Source organism: Streptomyces sp. NPDC093546, assembly GCF_044765045.1.
GTDB lineage: Bacteria > Actinomycetota > Actinomycetes > Streptomycetales > Streptomycetaceae > Streptomyces.
Window position 1 is genome coordinate 217,938 of record NZ_JBIWJG010000008.1, and the last position, 21,863, is coordinate 239,800.

Annotated in this window: 18 protein-coding genes; all 18 read right to left on the reverse strand. The window is 71.7% G+C overall.

The window, feature by feature from the left end; all coding sequences use genetic code 11:
- Positions 1-53: 53 nt before the first annotated feature.
- Positions 54-533 (reverse strand): hypothetical protein, encoded by a 480-nt coding sequence (locus ACIRNI_RS19995; protein ID WP_403552715.1) that lies wholly within the window; start codon positions 531-533, stop codon positions 54-56.
- A 100-nt stretch (positions 534-633) separates the two neighbouring features.
- A complete protein-coding gene (locus ACIRNI_RS20000; RefSeq protein ID WP_403552717.1) occupies positions 634-2,196 on the reverse strand; it encodes an MFS transporter in 1,563 nt (520 codons plus the stop codon).
- 294 nt (positions 2,197-2,490) lie between these two features.
- Positions 2,491-3,945: an MFS transporter gene (locus ACIRNI_RS20005; protein ID WP_403552719.1), complete on the reverse strand. Its 1,455-nt coding sequence runs from the start codon at positions 3,943-3,945 to the stop codon at positions 2,491-2,493.
- 405 nt (positions 3,946-4,350) lie between these two features.
- Complete coding sequence (locus ACIRNI_RS20010; protein ID WP_403552721.1) at positions 4,351-5,100, reverse strand: sirohydrochlorin chelatase; 750 nt, start codon at positions 5,098-5,100, stop codon at positions 4,351-4,353.
- A 5-nt stretch (positions 5,101-5,105) separates the two neighbouring features.
- Positions 5,106-6,008, reverse strand: coding sequence for an ABC transporter permease (locus tag ACIRNI_RS20015; RefSeq protein ID WP_403552722.1), 903 nt, complete (start codon positions 6,006-6,008; stop codon positions 5,106-5,108).
- On the reverse strand, positions 5,995-6,786 hold the full coding sequence (locus ACIRNI_RS20020) for an ABC transporter ATP-binding protein (protein WP_355361136.1): 792 nt from the start codon (positions 6,784-6,786) through the stop codon (positions 5,995-5,997). Before ACIRNI_RS20020 ends, ACIRNI_RS20015 begins: the two co-directional genes overlap by 14 nt.
- A gap of 77 nt (positions 6,787-6,863) precedes the next feature.
- The gene (locus tag ACIRNI_RS20025; protein WP_403552725.1) at positions 6,864-7,979 is read right to left on the reverse strand and encodes an aliphatic sulfonate ABC transporter substrate-binding protein; all 1,116 of its coding nucleotides are present in this window, start codon (positions 7,977-7,979) and stop codon (positions 6,864-6,866) included.
- Between the two features lie 229 nt (positions 7,980-8,208).
- Positions 8,209-9,543 carry a sulfate adenylyltransferase subunit 1 gene (locus ACIRNI_RS20030; RefSeq protein WP_403552727.1) on the reverse strand — a complete coding sequence of 445 codons (1,335 nt, stop codon included), beginning with the start codon at positions 9,541-9,543 and terminating at the stop codon, positions 8,209-8,211.
- Between the two features lie 2 nt (positions 9,544-9,545).
- Positions 9,546-10,487: a sulfate adenylyltransferase subunit CysD gene (gene cysD, locus ACIRNI_RS20035; protein ID WP_403552729.1), complete on the reverse strand. Its 942-nt coding sequence runs from the start codon at positions 10,485-10,487 to the stop codon at positions 9,546-9,548.
- Positions 10,488-10,578: 91 nt separating this feature from the next.
- Entirely contained in the window at positions 10,579-11,136 is a 558-nt protein-coding gene (gene cysC / locus ACIRNI_RS20040; RefSeq protein ID WP_403552731.1) for an adenylyl-sulfate kinase, read from the reverse strand.
- Entirely contained in the window at positions 11,136-11,837 is a 702-nt protein-coding gene (locus ACIRNI_RS20045) for a phosphoadenylyl-sulfate reductase (protein ID WP_403552733.1), read from the reverse strand. Before ACIRNI_RS20045 ends, cysC begins: the two co-directional genes overlap by 1 nt.
- Positions 11,834-12,013 carry a hypothetical protein gene (locus tag ACIRNI_RS20050; protein ID WP_355361148.1) on the reverse strand — a complete coding sequence of 60 codons (180 nt, stop codon included), beginning with the start codon at positions 12,011-12,013 and terminating at the stop codon, positions 11,834-11,836. Before ACIRNI_RS20050 ends, ACIRNI_RS20045 begins: the two co-directional genes overlap by 4 nt.
- Positions 12,010-13,707, reverse strand: a complete 1,698-nt coding sequence (locus tag ACIRNI_RS20055; RefSeq protein WP_356647185.1) for a nitrite/sulfite reductase — start codon at positions 13,705-13,707, stop codon at positions 12,010-12,012. The genes ACIRNI_RS20050 and ACIRNI_RS20055 overlap by 4 nt, the downstream gene beginning before the upstream one ends.
- Positions 13,708-13,833: 126 nt before the next feature.
- Complete coding sequence (locus ACIRNI_RS20060; RefSeq protein WP_312846103.1) at positions 13,834-13,917, reverse strand: putative leader peptide; 84 nt, start codon at positions 13,915-13,917, stop codon at positions 13,834-13,836.
- A 129-nt stretch (positions 13,918-14,046) separates the two neighbouring features.
- Positions 14,047-14,619, reverse strand: coding sequence for a GNAT family N-acetyltransferase (locus ACIRNI_RS20065; protein ID WP_403552735.1), 573 nt, complete (start codon positions 14,617-14,619; stop codon positions 14,047-14,049).
- A gap of 43 nt (positions 14,620-14,662) precedes the next feature.
- Positions 14,663-18,586 carry an ATP-binding protein gene (locus ACIRNI_RS20070; RefSeq protein ID WP_403552737.1) on the reverse strand — a complete coding sequence of 1,308 codons (3,924 nt, stop codon included), beginning with the start codon at positions 18,584-18,586 and terminating at the stop codon, positions 14,663-14,665.
- Positions 18,587-18,620: 34 nt separating this feature from the next.
- Positions 18,621-19,919, reverse strand: a complete 1,299-nt coding sequence (locus tag ACIRNI_RS20075; RefSeq protein ID WP_403552863.1) for a GAF domain-containing protein — start codon at positions 19,917-19,919, stop codon at positions 18,621-18,623.
- 292 nt (positions 19,920-20,211) lie between these two features.
- Positions 20,212-21,849 (reverse strand): acyl-CoA dehydrogenase family protein, encoded by a 1,638-nt coding sequence (locus ACIRNI_RS20080; protein ID WP_403552738.1) that lies wholly within the window; start codon positions 21,847-21,849, stop codon positions 20,212-20,214.
- Positions 21,850-21,863 lie beyond the last annotated feature (14 nt).

The window sequence follows — 21,863 nt, forward strand, 5'->3', positions numbered from 1 at the left end:
GCGGGGAGGCCGGGTGGCCTCCCCGCGGGCTCTCGACGACCGGTGAGGCAGGGTCAGAAGGCGAACGACTTGCCCTTGCACTCCATCGGCCAGGAGTCCATGTTGTACCAACCGTGGCTGATGAGCCGGGTCTTGCCCTTCTTGGTGATCGGCTCACGGCCGATCGGCCAGCCCTGGCCCCAGCTGTTGTACTCCCAGGACACCTGCCCCTTCTTGACCTCCACGTGCCCCTTGCGGGTGGTGCCGTCCAGGAGGTACGTGACGTGGCTCAGGTCGCGGCGCTTCTTGTTGATGCCGTGGCTGTTCGGGAAGTTGAGCCGCTCCTTGTGCTTCCACGTGGTCGAGGTCTTCGCCACGTAGTAGCTGTCCGTGCGGACATTGCCGTCGGCCGACGGCCCCAGCGCGGTCGAGCAGTTCACCGTCACCTTCTTGTCGGCGGCGACGGCGGAAGGCGCGGTCAGCGTTCCGATCGCGAGCGCGGCGATGACGGTCGGAGCCGTAAGAGCGGCGGCTCGGCGAAAACTGATGTTCATTTATTTTCCCCTCTTGTCGGTCGTGAATATCTTCGCCGGGCGTTGATCGCCGATCAAGGAACTTGAGGAACATCTGAGGGTCGGTCAGGAGAATGTGCCGCTATTCCGCGTTCCGGAATATGGATGGTTGAATTCCGCTCTTATTTTCCTGGCTCGGGAATGCATTTCGGATTCTTTTTCCGGATATCGGACTTCTCTCGGGTCGGCTGGAGCCGATCGGCTTGGGAAGCAGGAGCATCAGTGCCCACATCACGACGAGGGTGCCGAAGACGTACCAGAGACCGTCGGCGAAGGCGGTGTTCATGGCCGGGCCAAGGGTGCCCGCGCTGATGTCGGTGAAGAGGACCACGGTGGTCAGAGCGGTGCCGAGGGCGATGCCGAGCTGGGTGGCGGTGTTGAAGAGGCCGGAGGCCGATCCTGCGTGTTGGTGGGGAACCTTGGCGAGGGTGAGGTCGGCGAGCGGGGCGCCGATCATGCCGAGGCCGAGGCCGACCGCGAGCATGGGGACAGCGGCCAGTACGGTCCCCATTCCGGTGCCCTCCGTGGTGATGAGGTGGTGGTAGCCGGCCAGGGTGGCGGCGGCGAGCAGGGCTCCGGCCTGCGGGATGGCACGGCCGTAGCGGCGGACCAGGCTCATCGCGAGCCAGGCGCCGCCCATCTCACCGAGCGATGCGGCGACGAAGCCGGTTGCGGCCTGCCCGGGGGTGAGGCCGAGGCCGTCTTGCATGAACAGGGCCCACGACAGGAAGAAGGCGCCCGACAGCAGTCCGAAGGCCAGCTGGGTGGCGAGTCCGGCGCTGAAGGCGCGGCCGGTGAAGAGGGAGAGGACGACCAGAGGTGAGCGGTCCTTGCGAGTCTCGGCCTGCTGCTGGGCCATGAACGCCGCCAGGACGAGCACCCCGGTGGCCATCATCGCGAACGACCAGGCGGGCCAGCCGTGTTCGCCGCCCACTGTCAGCGGGAGCGTGAGCAGCAGCAGGGCGAGCGCGGACAAGAGTATGCCGAGGGGGTCCAGGCGCCGGGTGGTGCGGTCGTGGGACTCGGGGATGCAGCTCAGGCCGAGGACGACGGCGGCGATCCCGATGGGCAGGTTGATCAGGAAGACGGGCCGCCAGCCCAGGCCGAACAGGTCGGCCTGGGTGAGGGCCCCGCCCAGGACCGGGCCGGTGACGCTGCCGAACGACATGACCGTGCCGTACAGGCCGAACGCCTTCGCCCGGGAGCGGGCGTCGAAGGCGACGTGGAGGGTGGCCAGGACTTGCGGCACCATCGCCGCGGCCGCTGCGCCTTGCAGGGTGCGGGCGGCGATCAGGAGCTCCGGGTCGGTCGCGATGCCGCACAGCAGGGAGGCCAGGGTGAAGAGGGCGGTGCCGGCCAGGAAGATCCGCTTGCGGCCGTAGAGATCGCCGAGCCGGCCGCCCGTGATGAGGCCGAGGGCGAAGGTCAGGGCGTAGGCGGCGTGGATCCACTGGAGGGCCGCGGTGGTGGCGCCGGTGTCGGCGGCGATGGAGGGCAGGGCGGTGTAGACGACGGAGCCGTCGAGCGCGTTCATCAGCTCTGCGGTCAGGACGACGGCGAGGGTGATGGCCCGGGCATGTCCCGCTGTCCGCGATCCGGCGCGCGGGGGGCTGCTGGTGGTGGTCTGGTGGGTGTCGTGGGACACGGAGGAGAGGTCCTGTTCCGGTGAGGGTCGGGAATACGGGCAGACCGGGGCCGCGTACGCCGACTGCGCACAGGAAGAGGGGAGCGGGGCCCAGGCCGAGGGAGGAGGCCGTCATCGCCGACGTGTTGGTGCGGCACCGAGGGGGTGCGGCCGTGTCGGCAAGGGGACGGCTATCGGGCCTGGGAGATAGGTCATCACCTCACATCGGCTGGGGGAGGAACACGCCCGCGTTCAAAGGAACGGGGGGCCGGGGGCGGCGACCCGTCCCTCATGGGGCGGGTCGCCGGCCGTGGTTCAGGCGGTCTTGGCGGTCTTGGCGGGCTTGGGCAGCCGGAACATCAGTGCCCACATCACCGCGAGGGCGGCGATGACGTACCAGACGCTGCCTGCGAAGGCATGGGTCACGGTCGTGCCGTGACTGCCCGCGGGGGCGTGGTGGAAGAACACCACGGAGGCCGTCGCGATACCGAGCGCGGTACCGAGCTGCATGGCGGTGTTGAACAGTCCCGCCGCGGAGCCGGCGTCCTCGTGGCCGACCTGGCTCAGGGTGAGCCCGGCAAGACCCGCGCCGACCATGCCGAATCCGGCGCCGACGAGGATCATCGGGGCGACGGCGGCCACGAACGGCATCCCGGTCTGCTGGGCGGAGACCAGCAGCTGGTAGCCGACCAGGGTGAAAGCGATCAGTACTGCCCCGGCCTGAGGCACGCGCCGCAAGTGGCGTCCCGTCCACTTGGAGGCGAGCATCGCGCCGGCCATGCCGCCGAGGGAGATGGCGACGGACGCCGGAGCGAACTGCCCCGGCGAGAGCCCAAGGCCGGACTGCATGAACAGCACCCACGTCAGCAGGAACACGCCGGAGACCAGACCGAAGACCAGCTGGGCGGCGAGCCCGCCGGCGAACGCCTTGCTCTTGAAGAGGGACAGCGCCACCAGCGCGGATCCGTCCTTCGCGGTCTTGGCCCGCTGCTGGGCCATGAACACGGCCAGCATGACCGCACCCGCGGCGATCATGAGGAGGCTCCAGGCGGGCCAGTGCTTCTCGCCGCCCACGGTGAGCGGGTAGGCGATCAGCAGCAGACCCGCGCTGGAGAGCAGCATGCCCAGCGGGTCCAGGCGTCGGGCCTGCTGGTCGCGGGACTCCGGGATGTACCGGAGGGCGAAGAGCACGGTGGCCAGGCCGATGGGCAGGTTGATCAGGAAGATTGTCCGCCAGCCGAGACCGGCGATGTCGGCGGAGGTCAGGACCGCGCCCAGGACGGGGCCGAGGACACCGCCGAGGGACATGATCATGCCGTACATGCCGAATGCCTTGGCCTGGGACTCCCCCTGGAAGGTGACCGCGATGGTGGCCATGACCTGCGGCACCATCACCGCCGCTCCGGCACCCTGGAGCGCCCGCGCGGCGACGAGGAACTCCGGGCCGGTGGCGATCCCGCACAGCAGCGATGCCACCGTGAACAGGACGGTGCCGGCGATGAAGACTCGCTTGCGCCCGAAGAGGTCACCCAGGCGCCCGCCCGTGATCAGGGCGAGGGCGAAGGTGAGGGTGTAGGCGGCGGGGATCCACTGCACCGCGGCGCTGGAGGCGCCGGTGTCGGCCTGAATGGAGGGAAGTGCGGTGTGGACGATCGAACCGTCGAGCGCGTTCATCAGCTCGGCGATCAGCACCACGACCAGCGTGATCGTGGCGGCACGGCCGACCCCGGCGGGGCGTGGGCGGCCGGTGGTATGGGTGTCGGTTGACACGAGGAGGATTCCTGTTCGCGTACAGAAGGAATAGGGGGCAGGGGCAGGCCTGGGCATGCCCCCGCACGCCGACAGCGCGACAGGGGAAAGCAGGGTGCAACGAGCCCAGGCCATCAGGGAGCACCGCCGTCGAGGCATGCGTCGGAAGCCCGCGATCGCGGACAACCGGAAAAGCGCCTCGGAACGAGCGGCTACTTACTTGGCCTGGGAGATACGTCATCACCTCGAAACACAGCGCCGGGCCCCGGAACGGGCACCGACGGAACCACACAAGGCTAAGAGACTGCCCGACGCCCGTGCAACGCAATATCCCAGCCCCGCCCCTGCCCGAACTGCCTGGGCCCGTGCCGCACCCCTCCTGGGAGCGACGCCGGAGAACCAGGGCGTGTCGGCCGGCGGTGACGCTCAGGCGATGCGGGCGACCGGCCGCCGCTCCGCCCCGAGCGCCTCGTCGTACCGCTCGACCAGCAGCCGCGCCAGCTCCGGCGACGGGCCCAGCACATCGGCGAGGACGTCCGCCCCCGCCGCGCCCTCGGCGATGCGGTCCGGCAGGCGGCCGGGCGCGATGACGTACGGCGCCACCGCCACGCGACGCACGCCGTCGGCGCGCAGCGCCCGTACCGCGTCCTCCGTCCGCGGGAGAGATGCGGAGGCGAACGCAGGCCGCACGGCACACCAACCAGTGCGCCGCAGCTCCCGCGCCGTTTCTGCGATCGCTGCGATCGCCTCCGGGTCCGAGGAGCCCGCCGAGGCCAGGACGACCCCGGTCGAGCCCTTGTCGGCGGGGGTGAGCCCCGCCTCGTACAACCGCCGCTCCACCGCCGCCAGGAGCAGCGGCGACGGGCCCAGGACCTCCGCCTGCCGGACACGCAGCGACGCAGGGGCCTCGCGCAGTACGGCGGGGATGTCGGCCTTCGCGTGGAAGGCGCGCGTCAGCAGCAGGGGAAGCGCGACCACCTCGCGCACCCCCTCCGCCGCCAGCCGCTCCAGCACGGCCGGCACCGACGGGACGTTGAAGTCCAGGAAAGCCGTCTCCACCCGCAGCCCGGGGCTCAGGTCCTGCTCGGCCACCGCCCGCACCAGGGCGTGGACGGTCGCGGCGTGCCGCGGGTCGCGGCTGCCGTGGGCGATGACGAGCAGGACGGGACGGTTCATGTGAGTCAGCTCTTCACCAGCAGGCCGCGGGTGCGCAGCACGGCCCGCTCCAGGGGGCTGAAGATCAGCAGGTCGATGGCGATGCCGACGACCAGGATCAGGATGATCGCCAGGAAGATCCCCGGCATGTCGATGTTGTTGCGGCCGTGCTCCAGCAACTGGCCCAGCCCCAGGCCCAGCTCGGGCGAGGAGGCGATGATCTCGGCGGCCATGAGCGACCGCCACGAGAACGCCCAGCCCTGCTTCAGACCGGCCAGGTAGCCGGGCAGCGCGGCCGGCATGACGATGTGCCAGGCGCCCCGCAGCCCGGTCGCGCCGAGCGTCCGCCCGGCCCGCAGGAACAGCGGCGGGACCTGGTCGACGCCCGCCACCAGGCCGTTGGCGATCGACGGCACGGCGCCCAGCAGGATCACCGCGTACATCATCGAGTCGTTGAGTCCGATCCAGAGCACCGCGGGCGCCACCCAGGCCACCGACGGAAGGGCCTGGAGGCCGGAGAGGATCGGGCCGATCGCCGCCCGCACGAACTTCACCCGGGCGACCAGCAGGCCCAGCGGCGTACCGATCGCCAGCGCCATCAGGAAGCCCAGCAGGGCCCGCGACACACTGGTCCACAGCACGTCGAAGAGCGTGCCCTGCAGCCACATGGTGGTCAGGCTGTCCCAGACCGCGGACGGCGCCGGGAGCTTGTACTCGTCCGTGACCTTCGCCCACACCAGCAGCTGCCACACCACCAGCACCAGCGCGACGGCCAGCACCGGCGGCAGGACCTTCTTCAGCAGGACGTCGCGCACCGGAGTCCGCGCCACCTGCACGGCGTCCAGCGCGTCGAGACCCGCCTCCAGGCCGGCGAGGTCGTCGGACTTGGCGCCCGTCGTGACGGTCGTCGTCGTATCAGTGCTGGCCATGACGGCGGATCTCCCCACGCAGTTCTTCGGTGATCTCGATGGACAGCTCCGCCACCGCGGCGTCCTCGATGCGGCGCGGCTGCGGGATGCCGATCTCCCACTCGCGGGCGATGCGCCCGGGACGGGACGACAGCAGCACCACGCGCTCGGCCAGCCGCACCGCCTCGCGCACGTTGTGCGTGACGAACAGGACCGACAGCCGCGTCTCGCTCCAGATCCGGGTCAGCTCGTCGTGCAGCACGTCCCGGGTGATGGCGTCCAGCGCCGCGAACGGCTCGTCCATCAGCAGCAGGTCGCTGTCCTGCGCGAGCGCCCGCGCCAGCGCCACGCGCTGCCGCATGCCGCCGGACAGCTCGTGCACCCGCTTCCCGTACGAGCCCTTCAGGCGCACGAGCTCCAGCAGCCGCTCCGCCTCGTCGCGCCGCTCGCTCTTCGGGACGCCGCGCAGCCGCAGCGCCAGCTCGATGTTCTTGCCTGCCGTCAGCCACGGGAACAGCGCGTGCTCCTGGAACATCAGCGCCGGCCGGCCGCCCGGGGTGTCGATCGACCCCGCGGACGGCCGGTCGAGCCCCGCGACCAGGTTGAGCAGCGTGGACTTGCCACAGCCCGAGGCGCCCAGGAGGGTGACGAACTCGCCCGGAGCGACATCGAGCGAGATGTCGTCGAGGACGAGCTGCTGCCCGGACGGGGTGGCGAAGGACTTGGAGACGTGCTCGAGACGGGCGGCGTGCGTGGTCACCGCGGCACGGTCCTCGGCCTTGGCGAGCGTGGTGGCCATGGTCGTCACCTCCTGGGAGAGTCGTTCAGAGCGGGAGCGGGAGCGGGGCGGGGCGGGCAGGGCGGAGTCGACGGGCACTACTTGACGCCGAGACCGGCGTCGGAGACCGCGGGCTTGCCCTCGGCCTCGAGGACCTTGTTGAGCGGCCCCAGGTCGTAGATCCCGCTCAGGTCGGGCTTCTCCAGCAGACCCGCCTGCACCGCGTGGTCGGCCTGCGCCTGGAGCGTGGCGGCCAGCGGGTCGTTGACGAACTGGATCGACGGCCAGGCGGCGTCGATCACCTTCGGGCCCAGCGGCTTGCCCGTGATGGTCTTCAGCTTGGTGTTCGCGGACGCCTTCGCCTTGTCGGGGTTGGCGCTGATCCAGTCGTTCGTCTTCACCACACCGCGCAGCAGCGCCTCGACGACGTCCGGATGCTGCTTGAGGAACTTCTGCGACACGACGATGTTCGTGATCACGAACTTCTTCCCGGGCCACAGCTCCGACTCGTCGAGCAGCACCTTCGCACCGTCGCTGACCAGCTTCGACGCGGTCGGCTCCGGCACCCAGGCGCCGTCGATGGCGCCGGTCTGGTAGGCGTTCGGCGTCACCTTGTTGTCCGTACGGACCACCGAGACGTCGCCCTTGCCGCTCTGGGAGTCGACCTTCCAGCCCTTCGTCGCGATCCAGTGCAGGAAGGCGACGTCCTGCGTGTTGCCCAGCTGCGGGGTCGCGATCTTCTTGCCCTTGAGGTCGTCAAGGGTCTTGATCTTCTCCGGGTTCACGACCAGCTTGACCCCGCCCGAGGCCGCCCCGCCGATGATCCGCAGGTTGCCGCCCTTGGACTTGACGTAGCCGTTGATCGTGGGGGAGGGGCCGATGAAACCGATGTCGATCGAGTCGGCGTTGAGCGCCTCGATCGCGGACGGGCCCGCGTTGAAGAACGACGTCTCCAGCCGGGTGCCGCCCAACTCCTTCTGGAACAGGCCCTCCTGGTCGCCCACCAGCGCCGTGCCGTGGGTGAGGTTCGGGAAGTACCCGAGCCGGACCCGGTCGGCCGAGAGCTTCTCGCCCTTGGCCTCCACCCGGGTCTCCTTGGGGGCCTGGGAGCCGTAGCCGCAGGAGGCGAGCGTGCCGAACAGCAGCGGCAGGGCGACCGCCGCGGCGAAGCGGCGGCGCAGGCGCAGGGCGGTGACGCGGATGGTGGCAGGCACGGGAGGGTGTTCCTCTCGTCGGCCCGGCGCTACGCCCTCCTGATCGTCGTCAGGGGCGCGGCCGGGAAGTCGGCAGTGTCGTCGTTCTTCGGCGGTACGCGTGGTACGGGAGCGGGCGCGGCGTCATCGGGCACATCGCGCGACACCCCCGGTTCCCGCGCCGAGGGCGCCGCTGCCGACCCGGCCGCCCTCCTTGGCGAAGGTCGCGTAGACGTCGATGGTCGTCACGTCAGAAGTCCCAGCCCTCGTCGTCGGCCTCGACGGCCGGGGCCGCCTTGGCGGCGGCGAAGGCCTCGCCCGCCATGCCGGCCGCGAGCGTCGTGCCGTCGGCCGGGTCGATGAGCAGGAAGGACCCGGTACGGCGCGAGTCGGCGTACGCGTCGAGCGCGAGCGGCTCGGCGGTGCGGACGCGGACGCGGCCGATGTCGTTGGCGACGAGCTGCCCCGGCGCCGGGTGCTGGGAGAGGTCGTCCAGCGTCAGCTTGGACGGGATGTCCTTGACGATCGCCTTGACCGTGCGGGTGGTGTGCTTGAGCAGTACCCGCTGCCCGACGGTGAGCGGCTGGTCGGCGACGTGGCACACGGTCGCCTCGACGTCCTGCGTGGTGGCGGGCACGTCGGAGGCGGGCACGATCAGGTCGCCGCGCGAGATGTCGATGTCGTCCGCGAGGAGCAGGGTCACCGACTGCGGGGTCCACGCCACGTCCACCGGCTCGCCCAGCAGGTCGATCCCGGTGATCGTCGACGTACGCCCGGAGGGCAGGACGGTCACCTGCTCGCCGACCCGGAACGTCCCCGCCGCGATCTGGCCGGCGTAACCCCGGTAGTCGGGGTGCTCGGCGGTCTGCGGGCGGATCACGTACTGCACCGGGAAGCGCGCGTGGCACCCCGTCAGGTCGTGGCTGACCGGCACCGTCTCCAGGTGCTCCAGGACGGTCGGACCGCCGTACCAGTCCATGTGCGCCGACGGCTCCACCACGTTGTCCCCGGCGAGCGCCGAGATCGGGATCGCGGTGACCTCCGGGACGCCCAGCTCGGTCGCGTACGCCGTGAACTCCTCGGCGATCGCGGCGAAGACGGTCTCCTCGTACGCGACCAGGTCCATCTTGTTGACGGCGAGGACGACGTGCGGCACGCGCAGCAGCGCCGCGAGGGCCGCGTGGCGGCGGGTCTGCTCGACGACGCCGTTGCGGGCGTCGACCAGGATCACCGTCAGCTCGGCGGTGGAGGCGCCGGTGACCATGTTGCGGGTGTACTGCACGTGCCCCGGGGTGTCGGCCAGGATGAACCGGCGCCGCGGCGTGGCGAAGTAGCGGTACGCGACGTCGATGGTGATGCCCTGCTCCCGCTCGGCCCGCAGGCCGTCGGTGAGCAGCGCCAGGTCCGGCGCCTCCTGGCCGCGCGAGCGGGAGGCGTGCTCCACGGCCTCCAGCTGGTCGGCGAGGACCGACTTGGAGTCGTGCAGGAGCCGGCCGACGAGGGTGGACTTGCCGTCGTCGACGGAGCCCGCGGTCGCGAAGCGCAGCAGCGTGGTGGCGCTGAGCTGCTCGGTGGTGCTGGTCATGGTTAGAAGTACCCTTCGCGCTTGCGGTCTTCCATCGCGGCCTCGGACAGCTTGTCGTCGGCGCGGGTCGCGCCCCGCTCGGTGAGCCGGGAGGCGGCGATCTCGGCGATCACGGCGTCCAGCGTGGTGGCGTCGGAGTCCACCGCGCCGGTGCAGGACATGTCGCCGACGGTGCGGTAGCGGATGAGCCGCTTCTCGACCGTCTCGGTGTCCTTCGGGCCGCCCCACTCGCCGGCGGTCAGCCACATCCCGTTGCGCAGGAACACCTCGCGCTCGTGCGCGAAGTAGATCTCCGGCAGCTCGATGTTCTCGCGGGCGATGTACTGCCACACGTCCAGCTCGGTCCAGTTGGACAGCGGGAAGACGCGCACGTGCTCGCCGGGCGCGTGGCGGCCGTTGTAGAGCTGCCACAGCTCGGGGCGCTGGCGGCGCGGGTCCCACTGCGAGAACTCGTCGCGCAGCGAGAACACCCGCTCCTTGGCGCGCGCCTTCTCCTCGTCACGGCGCCCGCCGCCGAACACGGCGTCGAAGCGGTGCTGCTGGATCGCCTCGGTCAGCGGCACCGTCTGCAGCGGGTTGCGCGTCCCGTCGGGGCGCTCGCGCAGCTTGCCGGCGTCGATGTACTCCTGTACGGAGGCGACGTGCAGCCGCAGCCCGTGCTTCTCGACCGTGCGGTCGCGGTACTCGATGACCTCGGGGAAGTTGTGCCCGGTGTCCACGTGCAGCAGCGAGAAGGGCACCGCCGCCGGGGCGAACGCCTTCAGCGCCAGGTGCAGCATGACGATGGAGTCCTTGCCGCCGGAGAAGAGGATCACCGGCCGCTCGAACTCGCCCGCCACCTCGCGGAAGATGTGCACCGCCTCGGACTCGAGGGCGTCCAGGTGGCTCAGGGCGTACGGAGTGTCGGTCGCCCCGTCGACGGTGTGGGCAGCGGTGGTGGTCATGCGGCACCCCTTTCGTGAGCTTCTCCGCCCGCGCGGCGCAGAGGTGCGGGCATCGTGGTCGTCTGCGGCCCGGCGGCCGCGCGGGCGTCGCTCACAGGACACCCCTTTCGGTGAGCAGCGCATGGACCGCCGCCGCGGACTCCTGCACGGTCTGGTTCTGGGACTCGATCCGCAGGTCCGGGGACTCCGGCTCCTCGTACGGGTCGTCGACGCCGGTCAGGCCGCTGATCTCGCCCGCCGCCTGCTTGGCGTACAGGCCCTTCACATCGCGCTCCGAGCAGACCTCGACGGGCGTGGCCACGTGCACCTCGACATACGCGGTGCCCTCCTGCTGGTGGCGCTTGCGCACCGCCTCACGGCTGTCCGCGTACGGGGCGATGACCGGCACCAGGACCTTCACGCCGTTCGACGCGAGCAGCTCGGCGACGAAGCCGATCCGCTGCACGTTGGTGTGCCGGTCCTCACGGCTGAAGCCGAGGCCCGCCGAGAGGAACTCGCGGATCTCGTCGCCGTCCAGCACCTCGACGCGGTGGCCCTCGGCGCGCAGCCGGTCCGCCAGCGCGTACGCGATGGTGGTCTTGCCGGCGCTCGGCAGCCCGGTGAGCCAGATGGTGGCCCCAGTCACGTTCTCTTCTCCCACAGTCGTCATCAGCCGTGCAGCCCGCACTCGGTCTTGGTACGCCCCGCCCAGCGGCCGGCGCGCGCGTCCTCGCCCTCCAGCACCCGGCGCGTGCAGGGCGCGCAGCCGACGGAGGCGTACCCGTCCATGAGGAGCGGGTTCGTCAGGACGCCGTGCTCGGCGACGTACGCGTCCACGTCGTCCTGCTTCCAGCGGGCGATCGGCGAGATCTTGACCTTCCGGCGCTTCTCGTCCCAGCCGACGACCGGGGTGTTCGCCCGGGTCGGGGACTCGTCGCGGCGCAGCCCGGTCGCCCACGCGTCGTACGCGGTCAGGCCCTCTTCGAGGGGCTTGACCTTGCGCAGCGCGCAGCACAGGTCCGGGTCGCGGTCGTGCAGCTTCGGGCCGTACTCGGCGTCCTGCTCGGCCACCGTCTGACGCGGGGTCAGCGTGATGACGTTGACGTCCATCACGGCGTCCACGGCGTCACGGGTGCCGATGGTCTCGGGGAAGTGATAGCCGGTGTCGAGGAAGACGACGTCGACGCCGGGGAAGGCGCGGGAGGCGAGGTGGGCGACGACCGCGTCCTCCATGGAGGAGGTGACGCAGAAGCGCTTGCCGAACGTCTCGGCCGCCCAGGTCAGGATCTCCAGGGGCGAGGCCTCTTCGAGGTCCCGGCCCGCCTGCTCGGCGAGCGCCTTCAGCTCTTCCTTGCTCTGAACCGCCGTCATGACGTTTCCCCTCCGCCGTCGTTGCGCTGAACTCCGCGGGCCAGCAGCCCGAGGAACTTCAGCTGGAAGGCTCGATTGCACGCCGCGCATTCCCAGGCGCCGTGCCCGGTCTCGCTGGGCCGCAGGTCCTCGTCGCCGCAGTACGGGCAGTAGAACGGGGCCGCTCGCTCACTCACGAGAGGGCCTCCTCCGACGCGCGCGCCGCCCACGTGGCGAAGCGCTCGCCGTCCTCGCGCTCCGCCTGGAAGCGCTTGAGGACCCGCTCGACGTAGTCGGGCAGCTCGTCCGAGGTGACCTTCAGGCCGCGCACCTTGCGGCCGAAGCCGGGCTCGAGGCCGAGCGCGCCGCCGAGGTGGACCTGGTAGCCCTCGACCTGGTTGCCGTCGTCGTCCAGGACCAGCTGGCCCTTGAGACCGATGTCCGCCACCTGGATACGGGCGCAGGCGTTGGGGCAGCCGTTGATGTTGATGGTGATCGGCTCGTCGAAGTCCGGGATGCGGCGCTCCAGCTCGTCGATGAGCGAGGCGCCGCGCGCCTTGGTCTCGACGATGGCCAGCTTGCAGAACTCGATGCCGGTGCAGGCCATCGTGCCGCGCCGGAACGGTGACGGCGTGACGGTGAGGTCCAGCGCCTCCAGGGCGGAGACCAGCGGCTCGACCTGCGCCTCCTCGACGTCGAGCACGATCATCTTCTGCTCGACGGTGGTACGCAGCCGGCCGGAGCCGTGCGCCTCCGCCACCTCGGCGATCTTCGTGAGCGTGGCGCCGTCGACGCGGCCGACGCGCGGCGCGAAGCCGACGTAGAAGCGGCCGTCCTTCTGCCGGTGCACACCGACGTGGTCGCGCCACTGCTGTACGGGCTGCGCGGGCGCGGGCCCGTCGGTCAGCTTGCGCTGCAGGTACTCGTCCTCCAGGACCTGGCGGAACTTCTCCGCGCCCCAGTCGGCGACGAGGAACTTCAGGCGGGCGCGGTTGCGCAGCCGGCGGTAGCCGTAGTCGCGGAAGATCGAGATGACGCCCTCGTACACGTCCGGGACCTCGTCGAGGGAGACCCAGGTGCCGAGCCGCACACCGATCTTGGGGTTGGTGGAGAGGCCGCCGCCGACCCAGACGTCGAAGCCCGGGCCGTGGTCCGGGTGCTCGACGCCGACGAAGGCGATGTCGTTGATCTCGTGCGCCACGTCGAGCAGCGGGGAGCCGGAGACCGCCGACTTGAACTTGCGGGGCAGGTTGGAGAAGTCCTTGTTGCCCACGATGCGGCGGTGGATCTCGTCGATGGCGGGGGTGCCGTCGATGATCTCGTCCTCGGCGATGCCGGCGACGGGGGAGCCGAGGATGACACGCGGGGTGTCACCGCACGCCTCGGTCGTGGACAGGCCGACCTCCTCGAGGCGGCGCCAGATCTCGGGCACGTCCTCGATGCGGATCCAGTGGTACTGGATGTTCTGCCGGTCGGTGATGTCGGCGGTGCCGCGCGCGAACTCCTGCGAGATCTCCCCGATGACCCGCAGCTGCTGCGTCGTCAGCCGGCCGCCGTCGACGCGGACGCGCAGCATGAAGTACTCGTCGTCCAGCTCCTCCGGCTCCAGGATCGCGGTCTTGCCGCCGTCGATCCCGGGCTTGCGCTGGGTGTACAGCCCCCACCACCGCATGCGGCCGCGCAGGTCGTTGGGGTCGATCGAGTCGAAGCCGGCCTTGGAGTAGATCGTCTCAATGCGTGTCCGCACATTGAGACCGTCGTCGTCCTTCTTGAACTGCTCGTTGCCGTTGAGGGGCGTGAAGTGGCCCCTGGCCCACTGACCCTCACCACGGTGCCGGCCGGTCTTGCGGCGGGGCGTGGCGGAGGCGGGCGTTTCCGGGGTGGAGGCCATGACGATACGTCCTTCGGGACTGCAGGAGGGCGGCTCTGACCTGCACACTCGCGCGCGGCACAGGGCGCGGCGCGGCGGTGCGCAGTGGATTGCGGGGGTTCGGGGGTCGCGGTGGTGCTGGTGGGCTCAGCTCACCGGACAGATGGCGCTGGACATGCGGCCGAGGTCGACGTGCCGCCGACTCACCAAGGCAATTCCAGCTCGAGACATGACGGAAGCGTGGCATGGGACTTTGGACCCAGTCCACCTTTGTCCACGATGCGGACGCGGTTGTCTCGAAGTGCGGACCAGTGTGTCATGCGTCACTCATATCGGACGCTCGGCCGGTGTCTGGTGGGGCTAGGCGGCGTGGGCGCCCGGCCAGGGCCCCGGAAGCGGAACGTCGGGCTCCTCCGTGACCTTCGTGTCGCAGAGCCGGAAGCCCCGCCGCAGATAGTTGTCCATCGCGTGCTCCCCGTCCAGGGAGCACGTGTGCAGCCACACCCGCTTCGTCGGCGTCCGCTCCGGCCACCGCTCCGCCAGGTCCCACGCGCGGGCCGTGCCGTACGACAGCAGATGCCCGCCGATCCGCCGGCCCCGGAACGCCGGGATCAGCCCGAAGTAGACAATCTCCACCACCCCGTCGTCCTGCGGGTCCAGCTCCACGTACCCGGCGGGCGTCCCCTTCTCGTACGCCACCCAGATCTCGGCCCCGGGCCGCTCCACTATCTCCCGCCACTGGTCGTACGTGAGCCCCAGCCGGTCCGTCCACCGGATGTCGCCGCCCACCGCCGTATAGAGGAACCGGCTGAACTCCGGCGAGGGCACCTCGGCCCGCCGGATCTCGATGCCGCCGGGCGGCACGGCCGCGGGCCGCAGATCGGCGGGCGAGGTCTGCTCGAGGGACCAGGTGGTGACGGTGACGGTGCTCATGGGGGCCAGGGAAGCACGGGGGGTGGGGCTGTGGCCAGCGGTGTTAGGGGGCGGGGGCCCGGGGGACGAGGGGGAGGGCGCGGCGGACCGCCCCGGCGGGGTCGGTGACGGGGATGCCGAGCTGGACGAGCCAGTCGCGGACGTCCTCGATCGGCTCGTGAATACCTCGGGCCAAGCCGATCAGCTGCTGGAGTCCGACGTGGTCCCCGGCCGACAGGAAGACGTCGTCCTCCGTCTCCAGGAGCCACAGCGCGTCGTCATACGTCAGTCCCTCGGGCACATCGGGGCAGGACGACGCGATGCCGTGGGCCGCGAGGCGCCGCACGATGTCCCTTGGCTGGACCAGCAGGCGCCGCGCGGCGGCCAGGATGTGGGCGAACGGCATGGGCTCGTCCGTGTGGACGTCCCTCCAGTTCAGAGGGCCCTCCTCCCTGAACAGCTCGTCGTCGGGGTCGGCCGGCTCGGCGCAGTCGAGCGAGGGCACGCGGATGCCGTACGCACGCAGCCGTGAAGCCACCACGTGCATCGGCATCTCGCATTCCGAGACCGCGATCAGGACATGGAGATAGGGGACGGCACGGCCGGGCCGCAAGGGGCCTGACACCAGGCCGACGTCGTCGGAGTACTGGGTGAGGAGGTTGATGTCGTCCGGCTCCACCTCCGCCGGGAACGGGGAGGGCGGAGTGAAGCCGAGGTGCTCGTACCATTCCATGGCCCGCACGGGGGTAAGCCCGAGCACGGCGCAGGCGCGCAGGATGTGCCACGGCGGGACCGGAGCCGCCGGCGAAAGCCACACCGACACCTCCGGATCCTCCACCAGGAGGGCGAGCACCTCGGGCGTCGGCACGGTGGGAAGCCCGGTCGCGTCCGCCTTCAGCCCGCACGCCCTTAGGCGTGCGCACAGATCCGGCACCTCCAGCCCTAGCTGCAGGGCCGTCCGCACCAGCTGTCCGGGAGTGATGTCGGCCCCGGGATCGAGCCAGGGAACCTCCTCAAGGCCACGGACGTACGCCGTCAGCTCCTTGTCCTTCTCCACCGCACGGGCCGTTTCGACGATCGCCCGCGGCACGTCGACGTCGCTGTCCGCGAGCGCGGCGGCGGCCTCGTCCACCGTTTTCAACGCCACCGGGTCGGCCATCTTCACCAAAAGGGCGACGGAGGGGTCATCGTGGCGGCGCCGGTGCCGGCGGACGATGTCCGCGACGGTGCCCGCCGTGGGGGGTCGGTGCACGGCGGTGTCGGGGAACGACGCGACCTCCCATGCGTGCAGCCCGAGGGCGGCAGCCCGCTCCGCTACCTCGCGCGGTGTCCGGCCGAGCGCCTCCGCCGTGGCAAACACCTTCTCCACATGCCGGGCCGTGCCGTACCAGTGGCCGGTCGGCCGAAGGGAGAAGAGCAGCTGGTCCGACGGGAGGGCGGGCAGCACCGGGCCGACCTCGTCGAGCTCCGGGCACATGTCGGCGAGCTGTCGGAACTCTGGATGCGGCCGGTGGGCCAGCAGCCGCCACAGCATGATGTGGTCGGGGACGGACGCGGAGAACTTGCGCAGCATGGCGCTGTCGTCGCCGAAGAGGTGGAGCAGCTGCGGGTACAGGAGGGAGATGTCGGCGGGCAGACAGCCTGTGCTCTCACTGGAAAAGGTGCGGCCGCTGCGTTCCCCACGTGTCTCGCTCGCCCGTACCCAGTCGAGCCGACGCCCCAGGGCGACGCACCGCTTCGTGATCATGTCCGCCAGCGGCAGGCTCCCGTCCGCCACCGAGCACAGCCACTCGAAGGTCGGCAGCGGCTGCGCCACCAGGTGGTCCAGCGCTCCGGCGAGCAGATCCTGCACCGTACCGAGCAGGTCGTCCAGGACCTGGGTGCGGTCCGCCGACAACCGGTCCGGGGCCAGCGGCCCGGACAGGTTCACGACGGCGCCGACGAGGCCGGACGCATTGGACGACAGGACGCCGCCGCGCACGGTCGGCTGGACCACCAGGCCGTCGACGAGCAGCCCGCCGCCGTGGCCGCACCAGATCACCTGGGCTCCCGGCGGGGCGTCGGGCCAGGCGGCCAGGGCACCGTGGGCGTCGAGGCCAAACTGCTCGCCCTGCTCCTTCGCACGGCCGCGCAACACGCCCGGCTCCCACCGCGTGACCTCCTCCCCGTGCCGCGCCACCGTCGGGAACTCGGCGATGCCCAGCAGTCGGCTCAGCACCGCCGGGCACGACCAGCCGCCCTCGTCCGCCTCCCGCAGATACAGCCGGACCGTCGTCCCGGCGTCCCGCCCCTCCCGGGCGCGCTCCACGATGCGGAACAGGTGACCGGGCCCGAAGATCGACGCCTCCAGCACCGGCCCCGGGCGGCCGTCGCGGCCGAGGCGGCACGTGGTCACCCGGATCTCGTCGGCCAGCATGAAGTAGCTGAGCACCCCGATGCCGAACCGGCTGTTCGGATGGAACGGCACCGGCGGGTCCAGCCGCGCCCACGCCGCGCGCTCCTCGCGGAACTCCGGTTGCTCGGCGAAGCGCACGCCCGCGTGGGAGAACACGCCCCGCAGCTCCGCCTCGCCCATCCCGATGCCGTTGTCGCGGCACTCCACGTACGCGCGGCCGTCGTCGACGCTCTGCTCGAAGACGATCGAGCCCTCGTACGCGTACGTCGCACCCGCGTGCGTCCGGTCCAGGTACTCCGTCCTGGCCCGCCGGTAACGGCAGGCGTCCAGGGCGTTCTGGTAGAGCTCCCGGACCGCGAGGTCCGGGTCCTTGTAGAGCTGGACGCCCATCAGCAGCTCGCGTACCCGGCGTTCGTCGAGGCGGAAGCTCGCCCAGCCGGTGAAGGTGCCGTCCGCCGGTACGACTCCGTCGGCCGACAGACGTACCGGCAGGCGCGGCATCGGGTGCGTGACCCGCTCCCGTACCGTGCGGGTCACCGCGTGCAGCGTCTCGTCCATGCGGGCCACGGCTGCCCGCAGGCCCTCCACGACTGCCTCGTGGGCGCACTCCGCCCGCAGGACAGGCAGGTCCGCAGGGCCGCCCCACGACGACTCCTCCAGGGTGGAGCGCAGGGCGGCGAGGTCCACCGGGTGCGGGATGCCCAGGTGTTCGGCCACGATGTCGGGCAGCGTGGTCGTCTCGGCCGTCAGGGCGTACGCCAGCGAGCACAGCAGCGCCAGCCGCTGGTCGCGCACCCGTTGGACGCCCAGTGACTCCTCCGACGGCAGAGCGTCCAGGAACTCCGGGTTGCACACGTCGGGGCCGCGCCGCAGCGCGTGCAGCAGCCTGCCGACCCGGCGCGGGGTCACCACCCGGTTGAGCAGGGGGCCCGGTCCGCCCGCTGCGTCCAGCAGGTCCCGCACCGTCTCCTCGTGCGCGTGGCTCTCGTGCCGCACCAGCCACCGGTGGTACAGCCACCAGCCGATCGGTGCCTCGGCCTCCGGGCGCAGCAGTGCCCGCTGCACCAGCAGCCGGTGGCCGTCGGCGTACGCGTCGAACGACGCCCGCTCGGGCGCGGGCACCGCCGCGCCGAGCTGCCACGGCTCGACGTCCAGCCGGTCCGCCGCCATCCGCAGGTCGTGCACCCGCGACAGGAGAGGGACCAGCGTGAACAGCGCCGCCTCCGCCGGATGGAGGTCCAGCCCAGGCTCCTCGCCCAGCAGCCACTCCACCCGCTCGGCGAAACGCAGGGCGCTGTGCGGGTCCTGCCACGGGTCCTCGGCCAGCCGCGCCTCGGCCGCGTCACGCAGCCGGGCCAGGGCACCAGCCATCGCCGCGGCGGCCTCCCGGTGGGGCCCGGCGTCCCGGCTGTCCGGCACGTGCTTCCAGACGGTGGAGCCACGGACCGCCGACACCCACGGGTCCTCCGCACCCGACGGGACGGGCCCCGTAGGTGCCTGCTGGATCGTCAGCTGCCCGATGTGCTGCGCCTGTACGACGGGACCGACCACCGTGCTGTCGCCCACCACGTTCCGGCCGCCCGCATCCCGCATCCCCCGCGCCTCCCCGCCACCTACGCCGTGCGGCTCACAGCTTAGAAGCCGCGCCGACCCGCGCCGCCACCACCGCCGGGGCCGTCGAGTGCGGCAGCAGCTCGGACAGATCGTCCGGATGGCGGAGCACCACCTCCACCTCCTCGCGGAAGCGGTACGGGCGGTGCGCCAGCACCCCGCCCAGCGTGCGGCGGACCCGCGACATCTCCGCGCGGACCGTCACCGTCCGCGTACGGTCGCCGAACACGTCCTCCGCCAGCTGCGCCGCGCTGCGCCCCTCCCGGTGCCGGGCCAGGACGTACAGCAGCTCGGCATGGCGCGGGCTCAGCTCCTGCGTCCAGCCACCCGCCCCGCCGGACACCTCCAGGGACCAGCGGCGCGGCCGGCTCACGTCCAGGACCACCCGGCCCGGGCCCGCGGCCGTCGCCGTGTGCGCGGCGTCCTCGTCCTCCACCCGCAGCAGCCAGCCGCCCGGCAGCGGCTCCACCGCACACCGCCCCAGCGACGGCACCAGTACCCGGCCCGCCCCGAAACCGCGCGGCAGCGTCAGCCGGCCCACCGGCGGCATGCCGGTCACCGCCGCCGTCCACCCGTGGGCGTCCACCGCCAGCGCCCGGCCCCCCACCCGGCACAGCACCGGCGCCGCCACCGAACGCAGCCGCTCCAGCGCCGCGAAGTGCCGGTTCCGCAGCTCCGCTTCGGCGAGCTTCGCCACGGAGCTCACCAGCAGCAGCGTCGCCGGGTGCATCGTCGCCAGCGGCCCGCTCACATCGACCGCGCCGAGCAGCCGTCCGTCCCGCGGGTCGGTGATCGGCGCGCCCGCGCACGTCCAGGAGTGGTGCGTCGAGACGAAGTGCTCCGCCGAGTGCACCTGCACCGGGCGGCGCGTCACCAGCGGCGTACCCAGCCCGTTGGTACCGACGGTCGCCTCCGTCCAGTCCGCGCCCGGCTGGAACCCGTGCCCGTCCGCCTTCCGCAGGACCGCCGGGCTGCCCTCCCGCCACAGCACCCGGCCCTCCGCGTCCGCCACGACCATGATGTGGTGCACCGACCCGGAAGCCGAGCCCGGCGCCGCCATCAGCCCATCCCTCAGCAGCGGCAGCAGCTCCGCCAGCGGCGAGGCGCTGCGGCGGCGCTCCAGCTCGACCGAGGACAGCAGCCGCGAGCGGTGGTCCCTGTCCGGATCCACGCCCCTGCGCAGCATCCGCTGCCAGGACTCGCGGATGTCGGCGCGCGGCGCCAGCGGCGAGCGCCCGCCCCGCAGCGTGGCGTCCCGCACCCCTTTGAGCAGCAGCGCCGCGTCCCGCGCGTCCATGGCGGCGAGTCGCGCCATGTCGACAGTCGCCCTGCCCACCTGTCCCTCCCCGCTGCCCCGTACACGGTGGCCGGTATACGTCACCCCATCCTCCCCTGACCGCCACGGGCGTGCACCGGCTTTGCCCATGACGCTGCAACCCCTTGCAACTCTCGCGCGGGGGCGTGCGCCCCTACGACAGTGGTGTCGTACCGGTCGTCCGGCGACGGTCCTCCGGTACGAGCACTGGGTTGGTGCCGTGTCGGCGCAGCACCACCCCACTCTCCCTGGGCGCGGGCCGTACGGACACAGCGGCCCGCGCCCGCTTGCGTCAGACGACCGCCCGCGCCCGTTCCACCACGCTCCCCAGGTCCAGGGTGTGCGGCAGCGTCCCGAACGCCGCGCCCCAGTCGCCGCCCAGGCGCGATGCGCAGAACGCGTCGGCCACCGCCGCCGGGGCCCACCGCACCAGCAGGGAGCCCTGGAGGACGAGCGCCATCCGCTCCACCAGCCGGCGCGCCCGCGCCTCGACGCCCTCCAGGTCGGCGAGTTCGGTCAGCAGGCCCTTGATCGCCGCGTCCAGCCGGTGGTCGGCGCCCCGCGCCTTGCCGACCTCCTCCAGCAGGGCGTTGAGCGCCAGCGGCTCGCGCTGCAGCGCCCGCAGCACGTCCAGCGCCTGGACGTTGCCCGAGCCCTCCCAGATGGAGTTCAGCGGCGACTCGCGCAGCAGCCGCGGCATCCCCGACTCCTCGACGTAGCCGTTGCCGCCCAGGCACTCCAGCGCCTCCGCCGTCACCGGCGTACACCGCTTGGTCACCCAGTACTTGGCCGCCGGGACCGCGAGGCGCAGGAACGCCTTCTCCTGCTCGCTGTCGGAGTCGTACGCGGCCGCCAGGCGCATCGCCAGCGTGGTCGCCGCCTCCGACTCCAGCGCCAGATCGGCCAGGACGTTGCGCATGAGCGGCTTGTCGATCAGTACGCCGCCGAACGCGCTGCGGTACGCGGCGTGGTGCACGGCCTGCGCCACCGCCTGGCGCATCAGCGCCGCCGAGCCGACCACGCAGTCCAGCCGGGTCGCCGCCACCATCTCGATGATGGTGCGCACCCCGCGGCCCTCCTCGCCGACCCGGCGCGCCCACGTCCCGTCGAACTCCACCTCGCTCGACGCGTTCGACCGGTTGCCCAGCTTGTCCTTCAGCCGCTGGATCATGAAGACGTTGCGGGTGCCGTCGTCGAGGACGCGCGGCACCAGGAAGCAGGTGAGCCCCCCGGGCGCCTGCGCCAGCACGAGGAAGGCGTCCGACATGGGCGCGGAGCAGAACCACTTGTGCCCGGTCAGGGCGTACTCGCCCTCGCCACCCAGCGGCGTGGCCGCCGTCGTGTTGGCCCGTACGTCGCTGCCGCCCTGCTTCTCGGTCATGCCCATCCCGAAGAGCACGCCGTTCTTCTCGGCGGCGGGCCGCAGCTCCTCGCCCTCGTACACCTGCGAGGTCAGCTTCGGCTCCCACACGGCGGCGAGCTCGGGGTCCGTGCGCAGCGCCGGCACGGCGGCGTGCGTCATCGACAGCGGACAGCCGTGCCCGGCCTCGGTCTGCGTCCACACCAGGAACCCGGCGGCGCGCCGGACGTGGCCGCCGGGCTTTCCCCACGCGTTGGTGAGGCCGTTGGTCACCGCGTGGCCGAGCAGCCGGTGCCAGGCCGGGTGGAAGTCGACGTGGTCGACGCGGTTGCCGTACCGGTCGTGGGTGCGCAGCTTCGGAGGGTTCTCGTTGGCGAGGACGCCCCACTCCTGCGCCTGGACGGACCCGGCCGTGGTGCCGAGCTGCGACAGCTCGCTTCGGGCCCCGTCGAGGAGTTCGAGCGGAAGGTGGCGTTCCACGGCCTCGGTCAGGGCGTGATCGGCGGCGAAGACGTCGTACCCGACCAGGGGCGGAGGCTGGTTGGTCACTGTGTGGGTGGTGGCTGCCATGCGGATACGGTAAG